This window comes from Peribacillus sp. NPDC097197, from assembly GCF_050278025.1.
Lineage (GTDB): Bacteria > Bacillota > Bacilli > Bacillales > DSM-1321 > Peribacillus.
Genome location: NZ_JBNNST010000009.1, coordinates 157,737 through 180,203, shown reverse-complemented (window position 1 = coordinate 180,203; position 22,467 = coordinate 157,737). Strand labels below are relative to the sequence as shown.

The following is a 22,467-nucleotide window of genomic DNA, read 5'->3' as shown; positions in this document are numbered from 1 at the left end:
CTTCCTTTAGCTTTTCCATTATAGTTAACTTTTAAAAATACAACAACATTTCATATCCCTTAGTAAAAAACAATTGTTGGTAGTGTTTTTTTGTTGTTTTAGATAGTAGTAATTGAAAATAGATAAAAGGTATAAAAAACGGTCCAAAGAATTAACTTTTTGTCTAATGAATGTAACAGTCTATGCAAGTATAATAAAAAGAATAATCCGAAAATTAAATTTTATAGAAAGTCATGATGTTTTTTAGTAAGTATTCGAAGGGAGTAGTGCTCTATGAAAAAGCAAAAACTACTGATAAATGGTAAGAGGTTAAGTGACTCACTTGAAAAATTTGCAGATTTCGGACGTACTGAAAATAATGGAGTCACCCGCCTTTCGTTAACTGAAGAAGACCGTTTAGTCAGAGATTACTTTTGCTCTTGTTGTGAAGAATTAGGAATGTCGATTAAAGTTGATGATATGGGTAATATTTACGCTACATTAGAAGGTTTGGAGAATAAACCGCCAATCGTCATGGGTTCACATATGGATACCGTGAAAAAAGGTGGGCGCTTTGATGGAATCCTAGGGGTGGCTGCTGGGTTGGAAGTGGTTCGTACCTTAGTAGATAATGATATCAAACCAAATGTTCCAATCACGATCGTCAATTTTACAAATGAAGAAGGAGCAAGATTCGAGCCTTCGATGATGGCCTCCGGGGTCCTTTCGGGGAAATTTGAAAAAACTACGATGATACAAAAAACCGATAGTGATGGAATTACTTTCGAAGATGCCCTGAACTCGATTGGGTATGCAGGAGACATTGAGTCCCGCCTAAAAGAGGCCACAGCCTTTTTAGAATTACATATTGAGCAAGGACCTATCCTTGAAAGAGAAGCTTTGAAGATTGGTGTAGTGGAATGTGTTCTTGGAATGGTCTGCTACGAAATAGAAGTGACTGGCGAATCAGATCATGCTGGAACCACTCCTATGAATATGAGAAAAGATGCCTTCTTTACGACAAATAGTCTTGTCACAGAAGCCATTCAAAAGTTAAATCTTCTTGATGAAGATTTAGTTTTTACCATAGGGCGGGTAAATGTGCATCCTAATATTCATACAGTCATTCCGAATAAAGTAGTTTTTACATTAGAAGCGAGACATAAGGATCAACAGGTTATTGAGCGTGTAGAAGAAATTATAAAAGGGCTAATACAGTCAGGCTCAAATGATGGGTGTGAAGTCATTGCCACAAAGCTATGGGGACGCGACACGGTTTGGTTTGATGAGTCACTTTGCGATTTAATAGAGCAATCTACTAATTCATTGGGGTATTCCTACAAAAGAATGGTAAGTGGAGCTGGGCATGATGCACAATTCATCGCAAGCTATATCCCTACCGCGATGGTTTTCGTTCCAAGTGTCAACGGAAAAAGCCACTGCGAAAACGAGCTGACATCTTGGGAAGATTGTGAAAAAGGTGTGAATGTCATCTTAGAAACAGTCCTTGCGATACAAGCTAAATAGGCAGATTGAAAAAACACTACTAATATATTACGTGGTTTCCTAAAAGGGCAGATTTCATATGAAATCATGCCTTTTTTTATTGCAACTTACCATGTTGGTGAAATGTATTTCTAAAGATAATGGAGCCTTCCGGATTTAGCTAAATGGAGGGTCGGAAATCTAGAATGGAATAGGAAAAAAATGGTTTTAAAATAGAGAGGATGGGTAATTTAAAAAAACAAATATATTTAGGGTGTTCAATGGCAAGAGGATGCGAAGGAGAGATGGAATTGTTCTTTTCTAAGGAGTTTTTACCAATAGGGAGTGTAGTTGGAGTCCAAGGTGATTCAAGGCGTTTGTTAATCATCGGTCGTCTGGTGTTTTCTGAAAATCATAATGTGGTTAAAGATTATACAGCTATTGAATATCCAAATGGTTATATCCATTCGAAAGAAAAATTCATTCTTTTTAACAAGGATGATATAGACGTTTTGTATCATTATGGGTATGTGGATGAAATGGAAGTAAAAGTTGATCAATTACTTAAAGAGGCGGAAACAAAGGGAGGCGATTCGGAAATTGAAGGAGGCCAAATAAGTGGGGGTATTTAAATTTAATAAAGACTTGCCTGATATGGTTTCTGGAAGCGTCCGAAAATTAGAAGATACGATATTAGCCGTTTATAAACCCATCGTTTTTTTTAGTAAGGAACTTGAGAATCATAGCGGTGAAGCTGTTACAGCGCTTAAGACAAAATTGAGTAATCATATCGAATTTTTTAACAAAGCTAGCGTTGGTTTACTGTATTTTGCTGATACTGTTATGAACTTTGTATCAATGATTTTGAGTACGGATGAATCAGGTTCAGTAGAGACTGTACCTCAGAACAACCGTGCAGTGCAGCAATACGAGTTTTCTTATGAAAATATGAGTAACGAAATTAAACTAAATGCCTACACATTAAAAACAGCAAAAAAAGAATTTTCTTCTAACTTAGATAGCTTAAACGAGTTGTTAAAAGACTTTGAAAAATTATTGAATGATGTACTTTTTCATACGGAGTTTCCTTGGGGGGATGTTGCCGATGTGTGGGAGGAAGGAAAGGTGCAAATTACTTTCCTTTTATCCACGTTTTTAAAAAGTGTCGAAGAACTTAGCACAGACGCGGATGGAATTATTAAAGAGCTTGAACGAGTAGATAATCTCATTGCTCATAACCTAGGGAAGTGTGAATAACCAGGAAAGGATAAAGAACCTATGTATAAAGAGCCAGAAGTAACGAGTTTGATCAATTTACACACTAGCCGCGCAAATGCTACGGTATTATTAGCAAATTCCAAACTTGTAAGAAATGCATATGCAAAGATTTGGGGTTTTATTGATTCAGGCAGTATAACGGAATTGGCTGGTACTATGATTATGTTTGACTTCTCTGATTTGAAAGCTGAAGTGGACCAATACATAAGTGATTTAGACGAGTTAAGGTTGAAGTCGGAGAACAAAAAACTTCAGTTAAAAGGCGATCAGATTGAAGAAGAACTATTAAAACTTACGAATATTATCTCTCAATGTCAGGAAATTTCACTTTATTATAATATGCTCAAAAGTGAAATATCTGAAATTGAATTAGATTTCGAAAATGCTGTCCGCTATTATCGTTCGCCGATGCGACAGGGATTAAATGATATTTCAATAATTTATAATTCCATGAAAAATATTAAAGGACCTATGGGGGACTTTGAAGAAGTATCAGTTTATATTCATGGAATCGAATCAAACGGGAACGAGTTTTTGGAAAGTGCTAAAAAGGCTTCTGTTGAGGGTGACGTAATCGTTCATGTGAAACGTAACGGAAAGAAAGAATATTATGTTGTGAAAATGAATGAATATGGCGAAAAGGAAGTGCTTGCACTAGACGATTTTCAATCCTTACAAAAGGAAGATGCCTTTAAATATCCTGAAGGACGTATTCATTTAGTTTATGATACAGAACAGTCAAATGAACATAGACAGGAAACCAGTGATGATTTAACTAGATTGCTCTCAGAAATGGGGCTTATAAACAAAACCACAAAACTTAATTTGTTTGGTCATAGTTATGGAGGCAGAAGATCTATGCAATTTGCAATGGATTATCCAGACTATGTACAGAGCATTACTACTATCGGCACACCTTATGACAAAAACAAACTAGCTAAAACGGGAAACAGTTTACCTTATGTTGCTGAAAAAATAGGGCAAGACCCACGGCAATTTACAGATTTTTTGGATTTCAATCCAGAAAATAAAAGGGAGGATAATGGAATTCTCCATAGCAATGTCTATACCGATCTATCTAAGGAAGAAATGAAAGAGGACTTACAAAATCTCAAATCTGCAAATCCTGAAGTATATACTAAACTGGAAAAGATGAATATAATAGCTTCTGCCGGTTATCGAATGGAAACGGTATATTATGAGGGTGGGTCTATGGAAGTTAAAAAAGATAGCGACGATGTAGTCTCATTGGAAAGTCAAAATGCAAACAATCTTGAATCATTGATTGATGAAAGACCGCAATATGAGGTAGAGGGTGTTAGCACAATAAAGAATCCAGGTCATGGTAATGAAATTAAAGATGAAGAATTCATTGAACTCATAAGACAAGTTAATACAGACAAATAATTAGGAGCTAAAATCTATGAAAAAGTGTTTCTTTAACGGAATCGTACTTTTAATCATTATTTTTCTCATTGGATGTGGACCGGATCTTTCAACAACAAAAAAACAAGAGGAAGTGAAGGACTTGCTTTATATAAAGGGATTCCCTGAAACGGATAATGAGTCACTTTCTCGATTTATGATCATTTTTTTCGCTCCGAATTATGGTAATCCTCTTTTTATGGAAGACGGCGTTAGCGTAAATGCCATAAGAAAAGGGTCTGAAGAGTTCTCCCCCATTCAATACTTTTCGTATGGTAAGGTATTCCGTGACTTTTACAAGCCCTTGTTAGGTTTAGAGGATGTTTCATCAACATTGAACTCATTACAAAATAAAAATATAAAGCAGGAGGTTTTTCTACCAGTAAAACCACTGCATGAATATAATCTCCCTTTAGTTGAATTGGAAAAAAAGAATAGATTACGAATTAAGACCATGGAAGGTGAGAAAACACTCAATTTGCCTGGCATTTTAAATCGATATAGTTTGACGGAGACCGATCGGCTCAGTTTTAATATAAGGGGATTAAGTAAGGAATCAATGGCAATTGAAATACAACAATTAAATAAAAAAGAAAGTGGGTCAATTTTTCTTTTCGTAAAAAGTGATTTTTCAACGGTAACCGCCAGTAAACTGGTACCAGATGAACTTCAAAACGTCGTTGATTCTGAAGAATTGAAAAACTTTGAAGATTTATTCGTTAAGACTGATCCATCAGGGGAATTCTTTAACATCCTGCATTCCGAAACGATATGGAATAAAAAGGAACATACTGTTTTTAGGATTCATGAAAAAGATGTTCTTCTTAGTGATGATGGGAAGTTTGTCTATTTAAATGGAACGAAAGAAAGCTTTAAAGATGGGATACAAAGGATACAGACTATAGAAAATTATAAAAAAGGAAATGAGAAATACGAAAAAGTATTTAAAATAGATTTTATGGATATAGCAAAAGAGCTTAATCTAAAAGCGGATAGTGTCAACTTTGCCCATATTAATTTTTTTTACGATGACTTAATCGTATTAAGTGTTGATTACGAAGCAAAAGTAGTTGGAACAGCAGGTTTTACGAATGTATTAATTGATCTTAACGAGGATAGCGATAATTCTAAGGCTTATCTGGTGGATTTGGGGGTCCAATAACACCTTAAAGTTGATATATCAATACCCATGTCAAACTTCGATAAGGTAAACTATATAGGCAATTATTTGGCTAACCGACATCGGTTGGCCTTTTATTAGTTGCGATGAAATCCTGTAAATCATAAGGACACCAAGATGCCTTTTTTAGTAGACTTTGCCTGTTTCATTTTTTCTCAATATTCCGTATACTTATATTATTAGGAGTTACAGAGAGAACGTAATGTATCTCAAAATGAAGGTGCATGAGCGGGGGGATTAACATGAAATTTTCCATGATATTGGTCTTTATCATCATGATTGCTGCCTTATTTGGTACCATGGCTTTGGGTGGAAAAAGCGATGAAAATTATTCAGGCGCTGTTAGAGGCAATTTAACCAGGCTAACTTGGATATATGCCGTCCTAGGGATTGTCTTAGCTCTAGGAGTGGGGATTTATATAGTCACTGTATAAAACTAAGGGAGCGTTTCTTCTAACCGAGAAACGCTCCTCTTAGTTTAAGTTGGTATATCCATGCTATTTGTTCATCCTAAATACACGGTAGCCTAAACTATTTCCATAAGTGAGGGTTAGACGATAATGTTCTTCCAGTATTCGGCTGTAGGCTTCATTAGAAGGCAGAGGCTTGACATGTTCCGCTTGAGCATTCTCTAATTCTTCTATAACCGTATTGGATTTTAGAATTTCCAGGTGTGAAAATCCTTCTTTTTCAAAAGCACTTATCCATTCAGATTGTGTCAAGATGGTTTTAAGCTGATAAAAATTCATGATTTCCTCTTTATGTTCACCAGGCAAAATACATTCCGCTGTCATATCTATAGAGATTAACGTGCCTCCAGGTTTAAGGACACGGTAGTATTCCCGAATGGATTTTTGAATGGTAGTGAATGATGTAGATGATTCAGCTATGATAAAATCAAAAAAATCTTTGGGGAAGGGCATTTTTTCAATGGAGCCCATAAATACATTCACCGGTAATTGAACTTGTTGTAATCTTTTGGTTGTCTTATTTACCATTTCCGGATGATTATCCATTGCATAAACCTGACAACCATAAGTTTCGGCTAGATATTGTGAAGTCTGGCCAAGTCCACATCCAGCCTCGAGAATCTTATCATTTTTATGAATGTCTTCATTTTTTAGAATACTTTTGGTTAGTTCAAAACCGCCTGGATGGGCCCCTTCCAATTCATAAAAGACCAAGGCATCTTGGTAAGAGTGTTTCATTCCTGTTGTCTCCTTTTTCCATGTAATTGATTCATAGTATGTCACGGAAGTTAAAGCGGATATGATAATTGCTTTTCATAGTGGGTGTTTATCTATGCAAGCTAGTCCCCTTCTGCATACCATGTAGAATCGAATATAAGGGAAGTGTTTATTAAAGTGGGATATAACAATCAGAACTATTTTCATAAGTGCAGCCAAGGAATTGGGAGACCGGTAGAAATCCGTACAAATAGAGGAACAATCCATAGGGGCATTATTCATAGGGTAACACCCAACAAAGTCTATATTCGCCCATTTAATAATGGAGGTAACCTTGGTGGATTTGGCTATGGTGGATATTATGGGGGATTCGGTTGGGGAGCGGCTTTTGGGTTCGCTTTTGGAGCAATCACCTCATTAATCTTCCTTGCATTCCTATGGTAATAGAAAAGATCCTTTAAAAACCTGTAAGGCGATGGCCACAGGTTTTTTTCTGTATTTGTATTCCCCAAACGGAAATGCAATTAAATATAAGTTAGTATACGTATCATCACTCTAAAGAATAAATCCCCCATAATAAAACGGTAAATAAACTATTATTAGGGGGATCATTTCATTCGAAACATTCTTTTATAACAGCTTCACATAAAACTACAGCCATTTCGCTAGAATTAGATGATGCGGCAATTTTTTGAAGGAGACAGAAACCATTGGAAAGGAAGACCTGCTATCCCTTGCTCACCCTAAACGCACGGTAACCAAGACTATTTCCATGAGTAAGCATAAGGCGATAATGCTCTTTGATGATATCATTTAATGTTCCTTTGAAAACCGTAGAGTCGCTCGAACGTTGGTTGGCAGCAGAGTATCTTTTTAACTCTTCTAAAACTGTACTGGAATGAAGGATTTCCGTATGTTTGAACCCTTGTTCTTTAAAGGCACGTACCCATTCCAATTCAGCCGGAATATTTTTAAGTTTATAGAAATTCATCAATTCAACTTTCAAATTGGCATGCAATGCAATTTCCGCAGTCATATCAATTGAAAGTAAAATTCCGCCAGGTTTTAATACTCTATAATATTCTGCAATGGACTTGTTGATTTCCGTAAAACCTGTGGTGGACTCAGCTACAATATAGTCAAATGAATCGTTGGGAAACGGTAATTCTTCTAAGGAACTCATATACACTCGAATAGGCAAATTGGCTTTTTGAAATCGCTGTGCTGCCTTTTTAACCATCTGTGGATGATTATCCACCGCATAAATGTGGCATTTAAAGGTTTCTGCCAAGAAATGTGATGTTTGCCCTATCCCGCATCCTGCGTCGAGTATTGTGGTATTCGCATCAATTTTCTCATTCATCATGATGTTTGATGTCAAATCGAAACCGCCTGGATGAGCACTTTCAATCCCGTAGAAGGCTAAGGCATCTAGATATGTGTGATACATAACTTTTATCTCCCTTGGTGTAGTCATATACATATTTTATGCTTTAGAATGAAAGGGTGACTAAAACATTCATGTCTTAGGTTGAATATTAGTGGACGTATTAGGAGTTGCCTCAGAAATAAGGGGCGGTTTGTATGTGGAATCGGTGTTATCAAGTTCATTCCGCGAGCTTGCACTAAGGAAATGATCATTAGTTCTAGAATATATACTCGTTGTTTAATTCAAAATCACAGATATTCTCTATCTTTAAAGGTAAGAAATTGGTGTGAAGGCACTTGAAAGAAGGAACATAAATGAATAAGACAATTGGAATAGTGGCACATGTGGACGCTGGGAAAACAACATTTTCCGAACAGCTTCTTTTTTATACGAATAGCATTAAACATAGGGGGCGTGTTGATCATCAGGACGCATTCCTCGATAGCCATGATATCGAGCGGCAACGAGGAATTACGGTCTTTGCAGATCAAGCCATGTTTTCTTACCGAGATTCGAACTATAATCTCATCGATACGCCGGGCCATGTTGACTTTTCACCGGAGATGGAGCGGAGTATTCAGGTGATGGATTATGCAATCATCATCGTCAGTGCAGTGGAAGGCATAGAAGGTCATACGGAAACCGTTTGGGGGCTTCTCCAGAAGTATCAAGTGCCCACTTTTTTCTTTATCAATAAAATTGACCGTGTAGGAGCAGATGTGGATGCTGTAATGAAAGATATACAGTTGAATTTAACCCAGGACGTCTGTAATATCACAGACTCTTTCACAGATGGAGTGATGAAAGAGGAGCTTGTGGAATTTGTCGCTGAACGTAATGAACTCTTACTGGATCATTATATGGATCAAGGTTATAACCAGGATTTGTGGTTTAAGACGATGAAAGATTTGTTTCATGATAATAAAGTATTCCCACTTGCATGTGGGTCAGCACTGCATGGTGTCGGAGTAGAGAGTTTTATGAAAAAGGTTGACCAGTTAACGGCCACGGATTATCGCAGCCAAGGACCATTTTCTGGGCGTGTGTATAAGATTCGTCATGATGGTAACGGAACGAGAATAACATTTATCAAAGCATTAAGTGGAACATTAAGAGTACGAGATGAAATCGAATATGGAAAACCAGAAGATTCCGTCTTCGAAAAAATCACATCCATTCGCATCTATAATGGTAGTACATTTAAAAACGTAAATCAGGTTGCGGCAGGGGAACTCTTTGCAGTCACCGGTTTATCCTTGGCATCAGTTGGGGATGGTCTAGGACTGATTAAAGAAAGTTCCGTTTTTGACATGATACCGACATTAAAGTCAAAAGTTACATTTGAACCTACTGTGAATATCAAAGAAGCATTACAGTATTTTAAAACTTTGAATGTTGAAGACCCCTCATTGGATGTGTCATGGGAAGAACGCTCTCAAGAAATACACGTTCATGTCATGGGGACCATACAGCTAGAAGTATTGGTGCAGTTGGTCAAGGACCGATTCCTATTAAATATCACTTTTGAAAAGCCTGAAATCCTCTATAAAGAAACAATCGGTACAGACGCTATTGGATATGGACATTTTGAGCCTTTAGGACATTATGCGGAAGTTCATCTTCAATTAGAGCCGGGAGAAAGAAATAGTGGGATTACGTTTGATAATAGATGTCATGCTGATGACCTTACTGTGGGAATACAGAACTTAATCCGCCATCATCTCTTTGAACGGGAACATCATGGCATACTTACAGGTTCTCCCCTTACGGATATACATGTAACACTACTTACTGGACGTGCTCACAATAAACATACATCAGGTGGGGACTTTAGAGAGGCTACATACCGGGCATTAAGGCAGGGATTGGAAAAGGCGGAAAATATCTTGCTTGAACCTGTTTACCTATTTAAGATCAGAGTAGACCTGGACCAGATGGGCCGTGTACTTTCTGATATTCAACAGGCACATGGGAGTTTCGATTCTCCAAAAACGGAAGGTGACAAAGCGATTTTAACGGGTCTCGTACCAGTTGCCACATTTATGGACTATAGTAGCCAACTGGCTTCTTTCACCCAAGGGAAAGGGGCCATAAACTTGACCTTCGCTGGATATGACTTGTGTCATAATCCCAAAGAGGTCATCGAACGGACCGAATATAATAAAAATGCTGATCCTGATTACACCTCATCCTCCATTTTCTGTTCCAAAGGGCAAGGGTATACAGTAACGTGGGAAGAGGCCGAGGGAAATATGCATGGACTTCAATAAGAAAAATCATATGGAATTATACAGTTAAAATAAAAAGAAACCAGATGTCGCAGCTAAAATGCTTCATCTGATTTCTCTTCAATGGCAATGGCAGGGGTGCTTTTTGTAAGTGTATCAAGAATCTTTTCTACTTTATCACTATAAGAAAAGTCCCCGTAACAATATGGATAACGGAAATTTTCCTCATTGCCGCCACAGTCGTAGAGTTCAGGGTTCTTTTCAACTTGCAGGGCAGAGAACTGTTTTGCTAGCTCCTCAGTATGTTTGCCGCCGGAATTTGCAACGTAATCAATATATCCAATCCCCATATTATAAGATTGGATGATGGTTGAGAAGTCAACGGCTTTTTCGTTCCCATATTCCATGATTCTCTGGAAATGTTTCACGCCATATTCGATGCTTTCATTAGGGTCGGTTATTGTATTGGGAGCGAGACCGGCGGATTCGGATGCTTGCATGGGATCTCCTCCTTTTCCTCGACTTTCTTGTTGCATCACGGCAATCAATGTTAGCGTTTGATCCTCAAGGCCATATTTCTTCAATTCAGATTGAATTTGGGTGCTATATTTTTCAACGATTGCAAACGAGTTCATCTTATTAAGCGGTGTTGATAGTTTTACTGAAAAAGGTGTCTGCAACACTTGTTTTATAAACAGAAATAAAAAAAGCATCATCGATATTATCAGAATGACCTTTGATTTTTTACGTAATCTTCTCATGTTTTCTCCCTATTATCACTTTATCTTCTCTTATTCTACCAAAAAGAATGAGTAATAACTATTTTAGTATTCTTTTAAACATCCACAGTATATAGAATGAGTCTAGTCGTAGAAAGTAACGTATCAGAATCTATTCGCCTTCAATTATTTTTTTAATTGAAGGGCACGAACGATTTATATTTACCGGATGAAAATATATGTTCATGAAATGAGTAAACCATTGTTTTTTACCGGTGTTTTGGTTGCTTTTTATGTAAAGGAAGGCATATGATAAATAAGGAGTCTCAACTAGAAAAGATAATTTAAGATGAAAGAGGATTTTAAATGATTACATTGAAAAGTGAACGAGAAATACATTTGATGCATGAAGCGGGCAAGCTTCTTGCTGAGACGCATAGAGAAATCGCAAAAATGATCAAGCCGGGCGTAACGACTTGGGAAATTGAAGAATTCGTTGAAAAGTTCTTGGCTGATCATGGTGCAACACCGGAACAAAAAGGCTACCAAGGTTATAAATACGCGACGTGCGCATCTGTTAATGATGTAATCTGTCACGGTTTCCCACAGAAGAAGCCATTGAACGAGGGAGATATCGTAACGATCGACATGGTTGTAAGGCTTAACGGAGGATTAGCTGATTCAGCTTGGACCTATAGTGTGGGTGAAGTTTCCGAGGAAGCACAACGCTTGATGGATGTAACGAAAAATGCTCTTTATAAAGGGATCGAGGCTGCACAAGTAGGCAATCGTCTTGGAGATATCGGGCACGCCATCCAATCGTATGCTGAAGGAGAAAAATTCTCTGTCGTACGTGATTTCACAGGACATGGTATCGGTAAAACGATGCATGAAGATCCAACCGTGTTACATTACGGTAAACCTGGTAAAGGCGCTCGTTTAAAAGAAGGCATGGTCATCACAATCGAACCTATGTTGAATGCCGGAACATGGCATATGAAAGTGGACAAGGATGGCTGGACAGCAAGAACAACAGACGGCAAACTTTCCGCCCAATATGAACATACGATAGTGATTACAAAAGAAGGACCAATCATTCTTACAGAACAATAAGAGATAACAAAAGCGATGACCTAATTTTATGGTCATCGCTTTTGTTGTATCCTCGGTGTAAATTTATTCCAGTAAATACCTCGTCAGAATACTATGAATGAATTTGACAACTAAAATGGACGGAATACATAGTTTAAGTACTAAGGTAATTAGGCACGAAACCCTTTACTAATTTGTGGGTGCGCAGGATAATAAGAAGAAGCTGAACTATTTTGTGACAAACAATATATAAGGGGGGTTGACAGTGAAGAAAGGGGAAAAACTATCTACAACGGTTGAGTCTGTTGGATTAAGCCAGAGAGAATTCTTAACGATTTTTTTACTGCATTCTTTGACGGATAAAGCTAACTATCCACGTGCCATTCATCAAGACCTGAAAAATATGTTTACAGGGAAAGTCCATAGTTATGACTACTTATGTAAAATTTCTAATAATCTCGTCGAATCCGGCCATTTATCATTATATACGAGTAAAGGAAGAAATTATTATCAAATAACAGAAAAAGGGAAAGACCTTTATACATGGTACCAAGAAAATTTCCTGGAACGTTTTTCTGAAGTGAAAAAGGTCATTGACAGGTTTATGTTCGATTTAAAAGGTTCTGGTACGAATCCTCCGGTTGTGAATGAACTACCAGAAGAATACCGCTCTTATTTCTCGAAAATCATTTCTGTGAAGGATCTAGTTCGTTACGTTACTTTGAAGGCCGCTTTCACTAAAAGACCGATTTATATGGGGGAAATTGCCGACTTGTTAAAAAATCAATTCGGCTGGATTGCCTCCAATGGATACTTATATGATTTATCACACGAAATGGAGGAGAATGGGTTACTTGTTGGTAGATGGGAAAGTGAAAAACGAACGAAGCGTTATTTACGGATTACAGATGAAGGACAGCATCACTATAAACAAATTGCTGATTCTGCGGCTTACCAAGTGCAGGAAATCCAAAAGTACCTGGCAAGCGTAGTGACCTTTCTCGAAGAAAAATCCTAACATCTTTCAATCTCCATTTACTTCGTTAAGAACAACTAATGCCTAGTGACTGAAAAGATCAATCATCTCATGTATATGCTTAAGACGAATCGTTCAGGGGTAAAGTTTAATAAAACTGTTCTTAATTAAGGGGGAATCACAATGAAAGAAAAGCGCGATGAAATGAATAGTATATATACATTGATTAAGAGCCAGGTCGATAAACTTCCTATTTCAGAATCTAAAAAGAATAAAATGCTGGACCAACTCTTAAAAGTAAAAACGATGACGGTTGATGCTAGGGAGCCACGGATTGCTCTTGTCGGAAGGCGTGGTTCAGGAAAGTCCTCTCTTATTAATTCGATGTTCGGAGAAAAACGGCAATATGTCAGTTCTGTTAAGTCTGGAACGGGTAAAGGCAAATGGCTGTGGTACCCTAGTGAAAACAATCCAAAAATCCGTTTGCTTGACTCTCGCGGTTTGGGAGAAAGTGAGGCGCCTACAGAGGCGTTTGAAGAAGAAACACCAATGGATGAGTTAATTAATGCGGTTACTGGGGAACAGCCGGATGTGTTTCTTTTCTTGATTAAAGCGAAAGAAACCGATTCACGGATTGAAGAAGATTTAAAAGAGCTAAATAAGCTACGGAAAATCGTGAAAAATAAACATCACTATGATGTACCAGTAATCTGTGTGGTTACCCAAGTCGATGAATTGGATCCACCTCATTATAAACAAGTGCCATTTGATGCCCACCCTAAGAAAAAACAGCATATAGATGAAGCAGTTTCGTTGATGGAAAAGCGATTTAAAGAAAGCGACATCCCACTTTTGAATATCATTCCGATTTGTTCTTATATTGATTTTGATGAAAATGGCAATATCGATTACGACATGAGATGGAACATCGATGAGTTATCTACCTACTTGATCGAGGCCTTACCCAGTGAAGCGAAATTAATGACGGCTAAGGCCATGCAAAGTCACTTCGTCAAGAAGAAATTCGCACGGACAATCGTCAGCACATTTACCGCTATTGCCAGTTTAATCGGCGCTGAACCCATCCCATTTGCTGATTTTCCAATATTGACCGGTATTCAAGGACTGATGATTGTAGTGATTGGATTTATCGCGGATAAAGAAATTAACACAAAAACAGCAAGTGAATTCATCGCCGCTCTAGGCATTAATGTCGGATTAGGCCTCCTTGTTAGGGAAGGCGTGCGTGCCGCAGTCCGTTTGATACCCGGCGCAGGTCTAGCTGTTTCGGGTGCTGTAGCGGGAGCCGTAACATATGGCATTGGTCAGGCTGCCATTACTTATTTCATTGAAGACAAAAGCATGGAGCAAGCGAAAGAAGCATATAAGCATGCTAATAATGTATATGAAAAAGAAGAAATTATCCCTTAATCAATTCGATTAAGGGAATTCTCGAATCATATATATGACTAAAGTGATAAGATATAGGTGAGTTATAGTGATGGATGATACTCGCGAATACTTGTAAGAGTATTTGGTTACATATCTAGAAGGGATGATCGACATGTTTTATCAAACAGACGCGCAAAAAAAATATATAGAAGAATTAGAGCGAGCGATACAGTCCTTCCCGGATCGTTCCGAATCACTTGATGAGTCTAAAGGTTTTCCTTTTGACAACATTCAAGAATTAAAAGCATTCGGTTATCCAACATTAACGTTGGCTAAAGAGTTTGGAGGACAGGGCGGTTCCTTATATGATTTTCTCTTAGCCCAGGAGAAAATTGCAGAATATTGTGGACCAACCGCTTTAGGAATTGGTTGGCATGTTGGGACGGTTTTATCTTTAACGGAGAAAAGGCCGTGGAAAAAAGAGGTCATGGACGAATTTTTCGAAGAAATATCTAGAGGAGCCCTTGTCAATACGGCTGCATCAGAAGCCGGAACGGGTAGTCCCACACGTGGAGGACGTCCTGAAACGACTGCACGTAAGAAAGGCGATAAATGGATACTTAGTGGCCGTAAAACGTTTACGACGCTTTCCCCAGTCCTTGATATCTTTCTTGTTACCGCCTGGGTAACGGAAGAAGAACAGATGGGTACTTTTTTCGTCCATCGAGACGTTCCAGGAGTATCGATAGAAGAAACATGGGATATGATTTCCATGCAGGGAACAGGTAGTCATGATCTTGTCTTAGATGACGTTATCATTCCAGAAAAGTACTATGTCATGCAAAAAAATCCCGGTAAAAGAATACCGGATGCTTGGCTACTGCATATACCAGCTTGTTATCTGGGAATTGCGACCGCAGCAAGAAATTATGCAGTCGAATTTGCAAAGACGTATTCCCCAAATAGTCTACCCGGACCCATCCGCGACCTTCCGAATGTGCAAAGAACAATTGGGGAAATTGAATTGGCATTAATGGAAGCGCGACATTTTCTCTTTTCCATTGCGGAAAAATGGGAAATGCAACCCGAAAATCATGACGAATTATCAAAAGAATTAGGAGCGGTTAAATTATCGGTCGTCAACAAATCCATAACCATTGTCGACAAGGCGATGAGAGTCGTTGGAGCGAAGAGTCTGCAACGGTCTAATCCGCTGCAACGATATTACCGCGATGTACGTGCAGGACTTCATAATCCACCCATGGATGATGTTACGATTACCACACTTGCGAAATCAGCCCTTTATTAAGAAAAAAGCTATTTAGACACTGAAATGGACCATTCGTTTCAGTGTTTTTTACGTTTAGTTATAGGGAAGCTTTAAATTTCTTTAAGACAAAACTTGTGAGGGATTCTCAGAAGAAGAACCTCATTCTTAGCTTTCATGGGTACAAATTAATGGAGATATTTATCACTTCGTTTTAAGTAAATATTCAATCTAGCTTTTATAGTACGTGAAGGTCTATAGGCGTGTTTGAAGGGAATTATCGAATAATTCAGCCTTCTTGACTGTATACGGATTGACGGTATTTCAACAATCCAGTATCATCAAGTTGAATTACCATTTATAGGATGTGTGCATTGATAAACAACTAGTAATAAACTGTTTGATTTTCGATAGCGAAGGGGGAAAATGATATGAAGTCACTTACAGAAGGACAAATCATTTGGGAACCGACACAAAAGCGGATTGAGCAAACGGGATTGACACACTATGCAAACTGGTTGAAAGAAAAGAAAGGCTTGGAATTTCAAGATTATCAACAACTATGGAAATGGTCAGTCGATGAACTCGAGGAATTTTGGGCATCTGTGTGGGAATTTTGCGAAGTGATTGCAACTAGACCATATGATAGGGTTTTAGCGGATCAGACGATGCCAGGTGCTAGGTGGTTTGAAGGCTCGCGGTTGAATTATGCGGAGAATGCCCTATCGAAAGAACAAGAAGGCAAGACGGCCATTTTCTTTCGTTCCGAGCATATAGTCAATCAAGAAATCAGCTGGAAAGCGCTAAAAGAAAAAGTTGCCTCTGTTTCTCACTCATTAAGAAAACTAGGGGTGAAATCGGGTGATCGAGTTGTTGCATACATGCCCAATATCCCTGAAACCGTCATTGCGTTCTTGGCTACGGCCAGTATAGGTGCCATTTGGTCAAGCTGCTCACCTGACTTTGGGGCAAAAAGCGTCATTGATCGCTTCAAACAGATAGAACCCGTTGTTTTATTTGCTGTTGATGGATATCACTATAATGGAAAGTCGTTCGATAAAACATCCGTAGTTGCCCAGTTACAAAAAGAATTGATTACAGTTAAACATACCGTACTAGTTCCTTACATAGATAAAGAGAATCTAGAGCAAAAAATAGAAAATATCATTCCATGGAAAACACTTTTAATAGAATCATCAGAGTTGTCCTTTGAAAGCGTTGCATTCGACCACCCACTTTGGATTCTTTATTCTTCAGGTACCACGGGCATGCCGAAACCGATTGTTCAAGGACATGGAGGAATCATTCTAGAGCATTTAAAAGCCACGCGCCTGCATCAAGATATGACATCTGAAGATACGGTTTTCTGGTTCACAACGACTGGCTGGATGATGTGGAACCTGTTGATGGCCGGACTACTCAATAGGGCGACCATTGTCCTTTATGATGGTAGTCCTTCCTATCCTGACATGGATACACTTTGGAAATTGGCAGAAGATGCAGGTGTGACTTCATTTGGTACTAGTGCTCCTTTTCTTACCAGCTCGATGAAACTAGGCATTAAACCAATCGAAACATATGATCTATCAAAATTAAAATCTCTTTTTTCTACGGGGGCCCCTTTATCAAGTGATGCTTATAAGTGGGTGTATGAACATGTTAAAAAGGATATTTGGCTTAGTTCATCCAGTGGAGGGACTGATGTATGCTCCGGCTTTGTGGGGGGTGTATCCATACTTCCCGTTAGGATTGGAGAAATACAGGGTCGCTCGTTAGGTGTCCATGTTGAAGCATTTGATGAACAAGGGAACTCACTAGTAAATGATGTCGGTGAACTAGTGATCACTAAACCGATGCCTTCCATGCCGCTATATTTTTGGAATGATCATGATGGTGCAAGATACTTCGATAGTTACTTCGATACGTATCCAGGCATCTGGAAGCATGGCGACTGGATTAAGATTGATGATAGAGGCAGCTGCATCATTTATGGACGTTCAGATTCTACCATCAACCGTTCAGGTGTACGCATGGGGACCAGCGATATTTACCGTGTCGTGGAAGCGATGGATGAAGTGATGGAGAGCCTGGTTATTGATAGGGAGGTACTTGGCCGAGGATCATCCTTGCTGCTATTCGTTGTCCTTAAGCAAGGGAACACTCTCGATTCGAATCTGATGACAAAAATCAAAAATGAAATTAGGGAACATGTTTCCCCACGCTTTATTCCAGATGAGATTTATCTCGTCAATCAAATACCAAAAACGTTGAATGGTAAGAAGATGGAAGTGCCAATACGTAAACTACTATTAGGATTCGAATTCGATAAAGTAGTAAATCCCGATTCTATGAGCAATCCTGAATCACTGTCGTTTTTCAAACAGTTGGCAATCGAGTTAAACGAGGAGAGAATCTTTTAAGAAAGATGGGCGGGGTTCAAAAACTCCGTCTTTTATTCGTTTTCTTAATGCTATTTTAATCTATCATTTTGTTAAGCTCATACTGTTGACTGGTAAGGCTTTGCAGACGTAAGGGGTTTAAGTAATATGTTGGGCTCAAATTAGAAGGAAAAATCAATGATAGTGGCTTTATGGCCATTAAAGACGTACCCATTCAAAGTAACGTACAAGTTTATTTAAACGATATTGGTATTGGAAGGTTCAGACTAGATTAAGAGTAAGGACATCTACTTTGGAGATATGAATACATAGGGAGAGGAGTTAAGTGGGTTTTGTAGAGTACATTCATGAATAATTGAACTCGTACCTGATAACACGGCGGACTTTCATAATCTGATGAAAAATTATTTATAGTTCTATACTTCATTAATGGAGAATTGGAGCAACTTTTCATATGAATTAACGTCTATGTAATTAAGGTGGGGATTCTATATGAAAAAATGGTTAGCATTATCATTCTTTGTGCTTAATCTAATGGGGTGTTCAAACAGTAATGAAATGGATGGGGAAAAGCCCCCAAAGGTTCAGATTGAACTGGCTAATGAAGCATATGAAACGAAACTAGGTACTTACTGTTGGAGGGATAGCAAAGTAAATACTTGTGTAGATATGGCAGGACCAGTGGAACTATTAGCGGATAAAAAGCCTATTGAGGCACTACCAGGTGAGAAGGTTACCATAAAGATGGATTATGAGCCTAAACCAAATGAAATGTATATAACACTGTTTAATGCGAATGAGAAAAATAAAGAAACAGATATTCATTTAAGGAATGATCAGTTTACTGTTCCTAAAGAAAAAGGCATTTACTATTATTCATATAGCGTGTGGTGGACGGATGGAGAGGATGCTACTGTGTCCAAAGGTGATGCTTTGTATGCATTTGTACTAAAAGTTAATTAGGAAGGGGATGTTGGTTGATGATACCTATATTCTAATAGTGAAAAACCCAAACCAATAAATACCTATTAGTGGTTTGGGTTTTTATTTTGGTAAGTATCAGAACTAGAAGAGTGAATACATTTCTAAAAAGAAACAGGAAGTGAATCAAGACTTTGGGATGAGAGTGAAAACTGCCACTCAACTTTCTCCTTAGGAATACTTAACCTTAAGTTGGGCATTCGTTTTAAAAGAGTAGTGAAGGCAATATCTCCTTCTATACGAGCAAGCGGAGACCCTAGACATACGTGTAGGCCATGTCCAAAGGCGAGGTGACGATCTATCTTACGTTTAATATCTAAATCTTCTGAGTCAGTAAAGACTTTCTCATCACGATTGGCGGCTTTCACCATCACAAGTAGTAAATCTCCTTTTTTGATTTGCTGCCCACCCAATCGTGTATCTTCTTTAGCAAAACGTGGTCCTACAATCGTTGATGGACCATTGAATCGCAATAGTTCTTCAACAGCTGAAGGAACTAAAGTTAAATCAGCCTTAAGCTTTTCTAGCTGTTCTGGATGTTCAAATAACATCATAGTCCCTGTTGCAATTAAGTTCGACGTTGTCTCATGACCTGCAAAAATAAGTAATGTGATCATCGAAATCAATTCTGACTTATCAAGACGCTCACCTTGTTCTTCAATGGCAATCAACTGGCTAATTAAGTCATCGGAAGGATTCTTCCTTTTTTCTTCAACTAACATTTCAGTATATTCCCCGAACGCTTGTAAGTGCTTCCCAACTGTCGGATCTTGTTTACCCAAACCTAGGCCATTAGCGATTGCGGTGGACCAAACTTTAAGCTTTTCACGATCTTCATGGGGCACACCTAACATTTCTGAAATTACGTTTATCGGTAAGGGGTAAGCATAGTCTTTAACAATGTCCATCTCACCTTGAGACTGAACTTGATCCAGTAATTCATCGGCGATTTCTTGAACGCGAGAACGTAACCCTTCCATGTATCGAGGTGTAAAGGCTTTTGAAACTAACATACGTAATCTTCTATGATCTACACCATCAGCAAAGAGCATGGATTTCCCAGTGAAAAAGGTATCGGGCGACGATGAATCTACATCATTAGCCATTTTATCCCTAAAGCTTTTGTCATTCTCAATCGTTTTTGGGTCTACAGTATATATAGCGTGCTGTTTCAAAACTTGAATCGCTTCATCCATATGTACAACTAGCCATGCTTTACTATCTGTTTGGCCAAAAGGGTTTGGAATAGAAATGACAGATCCCGCTTTACGTATTTGCGCGAATATAGAAAATGGATTCTCTTTATTTTCTCCACTTAATAGATTTAGAACTTGCTCTGGCATCATTTGATCTGACTTATTCATGTTCTATCATCCTTCCTAATAAATATTGGTTATTAGTTCATACTCGTGTAAGTTGTCGTAAAGCAAAACTATTTCATTCAAAGAATCCAAAATTATTAATTAATTTGCAGTTTAGTAATAAGTACATGTACTATGATTACTTATTTCACTAACCTCCTTAATTAGAACTTCATCTTACTCAAAACACATTACTTTAATTTGAGTAAGATATTATTAAAGGTTACAATTGATTTTTTTCTTAGTCAATGCGAGTAAAGTACTTTACTGATAGTAGGTATAATGGAGGAATGTTTAGAAATATAGTTTTAAATCTGTATAACTTTGCTTATAAAAGAAATCTATATCTAACTAATTAATTGACTAAAGTATGTATTCAATTAATTAGTTAGGAGTGACACTTGTCCATTTATACTCAGCGAACTTATTAGTGAACGTATTAACGGAATTGCTATCATTCGTAACAAAATCAGACTGGAGGGAAAACGGAAAGGAAACATAATTATCATTATCAGTTTAATTTATGGAAAGCGGCTACAGTTATATTTAACAATTGGGAAGGTTGTGATGTTGAAAAGAATTTATAGATATTATTAGTGTTAAAGTGGAAATCACTAATAAATTCGAATGAATTTATTATTCTGAAATACTTTTATTGAAGTGTTAACCCGTGATTTTTATCATTTTAGTTATATTTATATATATTGATATAGTAATGGGCGTTTTAAGAATATCTTGTTCATTCGTTATACTTTTGATTGATCGAAGCCAGTGAAGTAAACGGATTTTACTAATATATATAATACGAGATAGAAGGGGAAGGGCGGGTAATATTGATAGTGGGTTTAAAAACAATTCAAGTCAATACACATCCAAAATTGAGAGATATTACTCGTATGGTAAACCAAAGTTTACATAACAATAAAAAAGTATTTTGGATGTTGTTTCATTTAGAATTAAAGACTCTTGGCGGTTTGCTGTTATAACGTATGGTATGGGGATAATATACAGGCTTGATACAAAATGTGATACAAACGCTTGTTATTATCTGGTAAGTAATTTAAAGCGAGACTAATATTAATAATATAAGCAGGAGCTCATATGAATATATTTCTGTTATGGAAATAAAATAACACTGGAGTTTCCAGATTACATTTACTGTGAGTGCATTAAAATGAATGAAAATTGTAAGTGATCCTGATCAAAAATAATCAATAATAGTTTTATAAATTATTTACATTAAATCTTAAATCATTTAAATAGATGAAAACTTGTATGTGTTATAAAAATCATAGTTATGTTAGAGCTTTAAATAAAAACATAAATTTTGATTCGGTCTCACTTAGTTAAGTATTCTTATGATATGAGACACAGATTGATATTATTTTATAACTTCCTATAATATATATTATGTAAACTAGAATTATTCATTTTGCTCTGTGACAGACTTTCTTCCCTAACCTTTCATGTCTGTTATACTTTAATGTTGATTTCAAGCATAGCCACTTTTTGTGATTTTTTTATTAATCTAAAGCTCCATTAGTTCCCGTTGAAAATCAAAATAATTCTAAAGTAATTCCTGCATTTCATAACACTATGGTAGCTGGAACTTTGGACAGGTAATTAATGCTGTTCTTTCAGAATTGGGATCAATGTTACAAGGTTATGTATAAGCATATAATGAAAAAGCAGAATTAATTGCTGTTAAACGTTCAATTGGCTCATGAGAATAAAAAGCTCGGATAACCTTAAGCCCAACCCCTCCTTCTCTTTCTAATTTTGTATTATTTGCAAATCATGGATGTTATTATAATGAGAATACCAATACATACATAAATTAGGATTGGAGGATACCTATGAGTAATAATCAAAAGTTATATTTAATATTGACCTTGATACCTTTAGTGATCGCTCTTGTTATTGTATTTAATCCCGACTTTTTAATACCATTAGGGTATGAACTAGGTGTCAATGGTGTAGTCATTTCAAGAAATCTTTATGTCTTGTTTATCTTATACTTGATAACTAAGATCGGTTTTTATTTTGCAGAAAAGAAAAAGGATTAGCCATATAAAGCTAGTCCCTTTTA

The 22,467-nt window shown here is 37.3% G+C and carries 19 protein-coding genes; 15 read left to right on the top strand and 4 right to left on the bottom strand.

Annotated elements, in window-relative coordinates; translation table 11 throughout:
- Window positions 1-273: 273 nt before the first annotated feature.
- The 6 genes from ACQKL6_RS13945 to ACQKL6_RS13920 all read left to right on the top strand — a co-directional run bounded on the left by ACQKL6_RS13945 (window position 274) and on the right by ACQKL6_RS13920 (window position 5,781).
- A complete protein-coding gene (locus tag ACQKL6_RS13945) occupies window positions 274-1,506 on the top strand; it encodes a Zn-dependent hydrolase (protein ID WP_427591326.1) in 1,233 nt (410 codons plus the stop codon).
- A gap of 200 nt (window positions 1,507-1,706) precedes the next feature.
- The gene (locus tag ACQKL6_RS13940) at window positions 1,707-2,096 is read left to right on the top strand and encodes a DUF4176 domain-containing protein (RefSeq protein WP_427651296.1); all 390 of its coding nucleotides are present in this window, start codon (window positions 1,707-1,709) and stop codon (window positions 2,094-2,096) included.
- Window positions 2,083-2,721: a hypothetical protein gene (locus ACQKL6_RS13935; RefSeq protein WP_402959542.1), complete on the top strand. Its 639-nt coding sequence runs from the start codon at window positions 2,083-2,085 to the stop codon at window positions 2,719-2,721. Before ACQKL6_RS13940 ends, ACQKL6_RS13935 begins: the two co-directional genes overlap by 14 nt.
- A gap of 21 nt (window positions 2,722-2,742) precedes the next feature.
- The gene (locus ACQKL6_RS13930) at window positions 2,743-4,149 is read left to right on the top strand and encodes an alpha/beta fold hydrolase (RefSeq protein ID WP_402959545.1); all 1,407 of its coding nucleotides are present in this window, start codon (window positions 2,743-2,745) and stop codon (window positions 4,147-4,149) included.
- Between the two features lie 121 nt (window positions 4,150-4,270).
- Window positions 4,271-5,329 carry a hypothetical protein gene (locus ACQKL6_RS13925; protein WP_427651295.1) on the top strand — a complete coding sequence of 353 codons (1,059 nt, stop codon included), beginning with the start codon at window positions 4,271-4,273 and terminating at the stop codon, window positions 5,327-5,329.
- Window positions 5,330-5,589: 260 nt separating this feature from the next.
- Entirely contained in the window at window positions 5,590-5,781 is a 192-nt protein-coding gene (locus tag ACQKL6_RS13920) for a hypothetical protein (protein WP_402872894.1), read from the top strand.
- A gap of 63 nt (window positions 5,782-5,844) precedes the next feature.
- On the opposite strand, the gene ACQKL6_RS13915 is transcribed toward ACQKL6_RS13920, so the two are convergent.
- Entirely contained in the window at window positions 5,845-6,555 is a 711-nt protein-coding gene (locus ACQKL6_RS13915; protein WP_427651294.1) for a class I SAM-dependent methyltransferase, read from the bottom strand.
- 144 nt (window positions 6,556-6,699) lie between these two features.
- On the opposite strand from ACQKL6_RS13915, the gene ACQKL6_RS13910 reads away from it, so the two are divergent.
- Window positions 6,700-6,978 (top strand): hypothetical protein, encoded by a 279-nt coding sequence (locus tag ACQKL6_RS13910; protein ID WP_427651293.1) that lies wholly within the window; start codon window positions 6,700-6,702, stop codon window positions 6,976-6,978.
- A 283-nt stretch (window positions 6,979-7,261) separates the two neighbouring features.
- On the opposite strand, the gene ACQKL6_RS13905 is transcribed toward ACQKL6_RS13910, so the two are convergent.
- Complete coding sequence (locus ACQKL6_RS13905; RefSeq protein ID WP_427651292.1) at window positions 7,262-7,984, bottom strand: class I SAM-dependent methyltransferase; 723 nt, start codon at window positions 7,982-7,984, stop codon at window positions 7,262-7,264.
- Between the two features lie 293 nt (window positions 7,985-8,277).
- Between ACQKL6_RS13905 and ACQKL6_RS13900 the strand changes: the two genes are divergently transcribed.
- Window positions 8,278-10,233, top strand: coding sequence for a GTP-binding protein (locus ACQKL6_RS13900; RefSeq protein ID WP_403080086.1), 1,956 nt, complete (start codon window positions 8,278-8,280; stop codon window positions 10,231-10,233).
- Between the two features lie 53 nt (window positions 10,234-10,286).
- Here ACQKL6_RS13900 and ACQKL6_RS13895 read toward each other — a convergent pair whose 3' ends face one another.
- The gene (locus ACQKL6_RS13895; protein ID WP_402872907.1) at window positions 10,287-10,952 is read right to left on the bottom strand and encodes a lysozyme family protein; all 666 of its coding nucleotides are present in this window, start codon (window positions 10,950-10,952) and stop codon (window positions 10,287-10,289) included.
- 324 nt (window positions 10,953-11,276) lie between these two features.
- Between ACQKL6_RS13895 and map the strand changes: the two genes are divergently transcribed.
- From map to ACQKL6_RS13865, 6 genes are all read left to right on the top strand, one after another.
- On the top strand, window positions 11,277-12,023 hold the full coding sequence (gene map, locus ACQKL6_RS13890; protein ID WP_402872909.1) for a type I methionyl aminopeptidase: 747 nt from the start codon (window positions 11,277-11,279) through the stop codon (window positions 12,021-12,023).
- A 244-nt stretch (window positions 12,024-12,267) separates the two neighbouring features.
- The gene (locus ACQKL6_RS13885; RefSeq protein ID WP_402872911.1) at window positions 12,268-13,020 is read left to right on the top strand and encodes a helix-turn-helix transcriptional regulator; all 753 of its coding nucleotides are present in this window, start codon (window positions 12,268-12,270) and stop codon (window positions 13,018-13,020) included.
- A gap of 141 nt (window positions 13,021-13,161) precedes the next feature.
- Window positions 13,162-14,409 carry a GTPase family protein gene (locus ACQKL6_RS13880; protein ID WP_427651290.1) on the top strand — a complete coding sequence of 416 codons (1,248 nt, stop codon included), beginning with the start codon at window positions 13,162-13,164 and terminating at the stop codon, window positions 14,407-14,409.
- 124 nt (window positions 14,410-14,533) lie between these two features.
- Complete coding sequence (locus tag ACQKL6_RS13875) at window positions 14,534-15,679, top strand: acyl-CoA dehydrogenase family protein (protein WP_427651303.1); 1,146 nt, start codon at window positions 14,534-14,536, stop codon at window positions 15,677-15,679.
- Window positions 15,680-16,068: 389 nt separating this feature from the next.
- Window positions 16,069-18,057, top strand: coding sequence for an acetoacetate--CoA ligase (locus ACQKL6_RS13870; RefSeq protein ID WP_427651289.1), 1,989 nt, complete (start codon window positions 16,069-16,071; stop codon window positions 18,055-18,057).
- Window positions 18,058-18,528: 471 nt separating this feature from the next.
- Window positions 18,529-18,999, top strand: coding sequence for a hypothetical protein (locus ACQKL6_RS13865; RefSeq protein ID WP_427651288.1), 471 nt, complete (start codon window positions 18,529-18,531; stop codon window positions 18,997-18,999).
- A gap of 122 nt (window positions 19,000-19,121) precedes the next feature.
- On the opposite strand, the gene ACQKL6_RS13860 is transcribed toward ACQKL6_RS13865, so the two are convergent.
- Window positions 19,122-20,381, bottom strand: a complete 1,260-nt coding sequence (locus ACQKL6_RS13860) for a cytochrome P450 family protein (RefSeq protein ID WP_427651287.1) — start codon at window positions 20,379-20,381, stop codon at window positions 19,122-19,124.
- A 1,853-nt stretch (window positions 20,382-22,234) separates the two neighbouring features.
- On the opposite strand from ACQKL6_RS13860, the gene ACQKL6_RS13855 reads away from it, so the two are divergent.
- On the top strand, window positions 22,235-22,444 hold the full coding sequence (locus ACQKL6_RS13855) for a hypothetical protein (RefSeq protein ID WP_402991712.1): 210 nt from the start codon (window positions 22,235-22,237) through the stop codon (window positions 22,442-22,444).
- The last annotated feature ends 23 nt before the right edge of the window (window positions 22,445-22,467 follow it).

Excerpts from the sequence above, each read along its gene's own strand:
- ACQKL6_RS13900 (WP_403080086.1), top strand. The coding sequence starts at position 8,278 with ATGAATAAGACAATTGGAATAGTGGCACATGTGGACGCTGGGAAAACA.
- ACQKL6_RS13930 (WP_402959545.1), top strand. The coding sequence starts at position 2,743 with ATGTATAAAGAGCCAGAAGTAACGAGTTTGATCAATTTACACACTAGC.
- ACQKL6_RS13870 (WP_427651289.1), top strand. The coding sequence starts at position 16,069 with ATGAAGTCACTTACAGAAGGACAAATCATTTGGGAACCGACACAAAAG.
- ACQKL6_RS13945 (WP_427591326.1), top strand. The coding sequence starts at position 274 with ATGAAAAAGCAAAAACTACTGATAAATGGTAAGAGGTTAAGTGACTCA.
- ACQKL6_RS13880 (WP_427651290.1), top strand. The coding sequence starts at position 13,162 with ATGAAAGAAAAGCGCGATGAAATGAATAGTATATATACATTGATTAAG.
- ACQKL6_RS13855 (WP_402991712.1), top strand. The coding sequence starts at position 22,235 with ATGAGTAATAATCAAAAGTTATATTTAATATTGACCTTGATACCTTTA.
- ACQKL6_RS13905 (WP_427651292.1), bottom strand. The coding sequence starts at position 7,984 with ATGTATCACACATATCTAGATGCCTTAGCCTTCTACGGGATTGAAAGT.
- ACQKL6_RS13895 (WP_402872907.1), bottom strand. The coding sequence starts at position 10,952 with ATGAGAAGATTACGTAAAAAATCAAAGGTCATTCTGATAATATCGATG.
- ACQKL6_RS13940 (WP_427651296.1), top strand. The coding sequence starts at position 1,707 with ATGGGTAATTTAAAAAAACAAATATATTTAGGGTGTTCAATGGCAAGA.
- map (WP_402872909.1), top strand. The coding sequence starts at position 11,277 with ATGATTACATTGAAAAGTGAACGAGAAATACATTTGATGCATGAAGCG.
- ACQKL6_RS13920 (WP_402872894.1), top strand. The coding sequence starts at position 5,590 with ATGAAATTTTCCATGATATTGGTCTTTATCATCATGATTGCTGCCTTA.
- ACQKL6_RS13860 (WP_427651287.1), bottom strand. The coding sequence starts at position 20,381 with ATGAATAAGTCAGATCAAATGATGCCAGAGCAAGTTCTAAATCTATTA.
- ACQKL6_RS13915 (WP_427651294.1), bottom strand. The coding sequence starts at position 6,555 with ATGAAACACTCTTACCAAGATGCCTTGGTCTTTTATGAATTGGAAGGG.
- ACQKL6_RS13865 (WP_427651288.1), top strand. The coding sequence starts at position 18,529 with ATGAAAAAATGGTTAGCATTATCATTCTTTGTGCTTAATCTAATGGGG.
- ACQKL6_RS13875 (WP_427651303.1), top strand. The coding sequence starts at position 14,534 with ATGATCGACATGTTTTATCAAACAGACGCGCAAAAAAAATATATAGAA.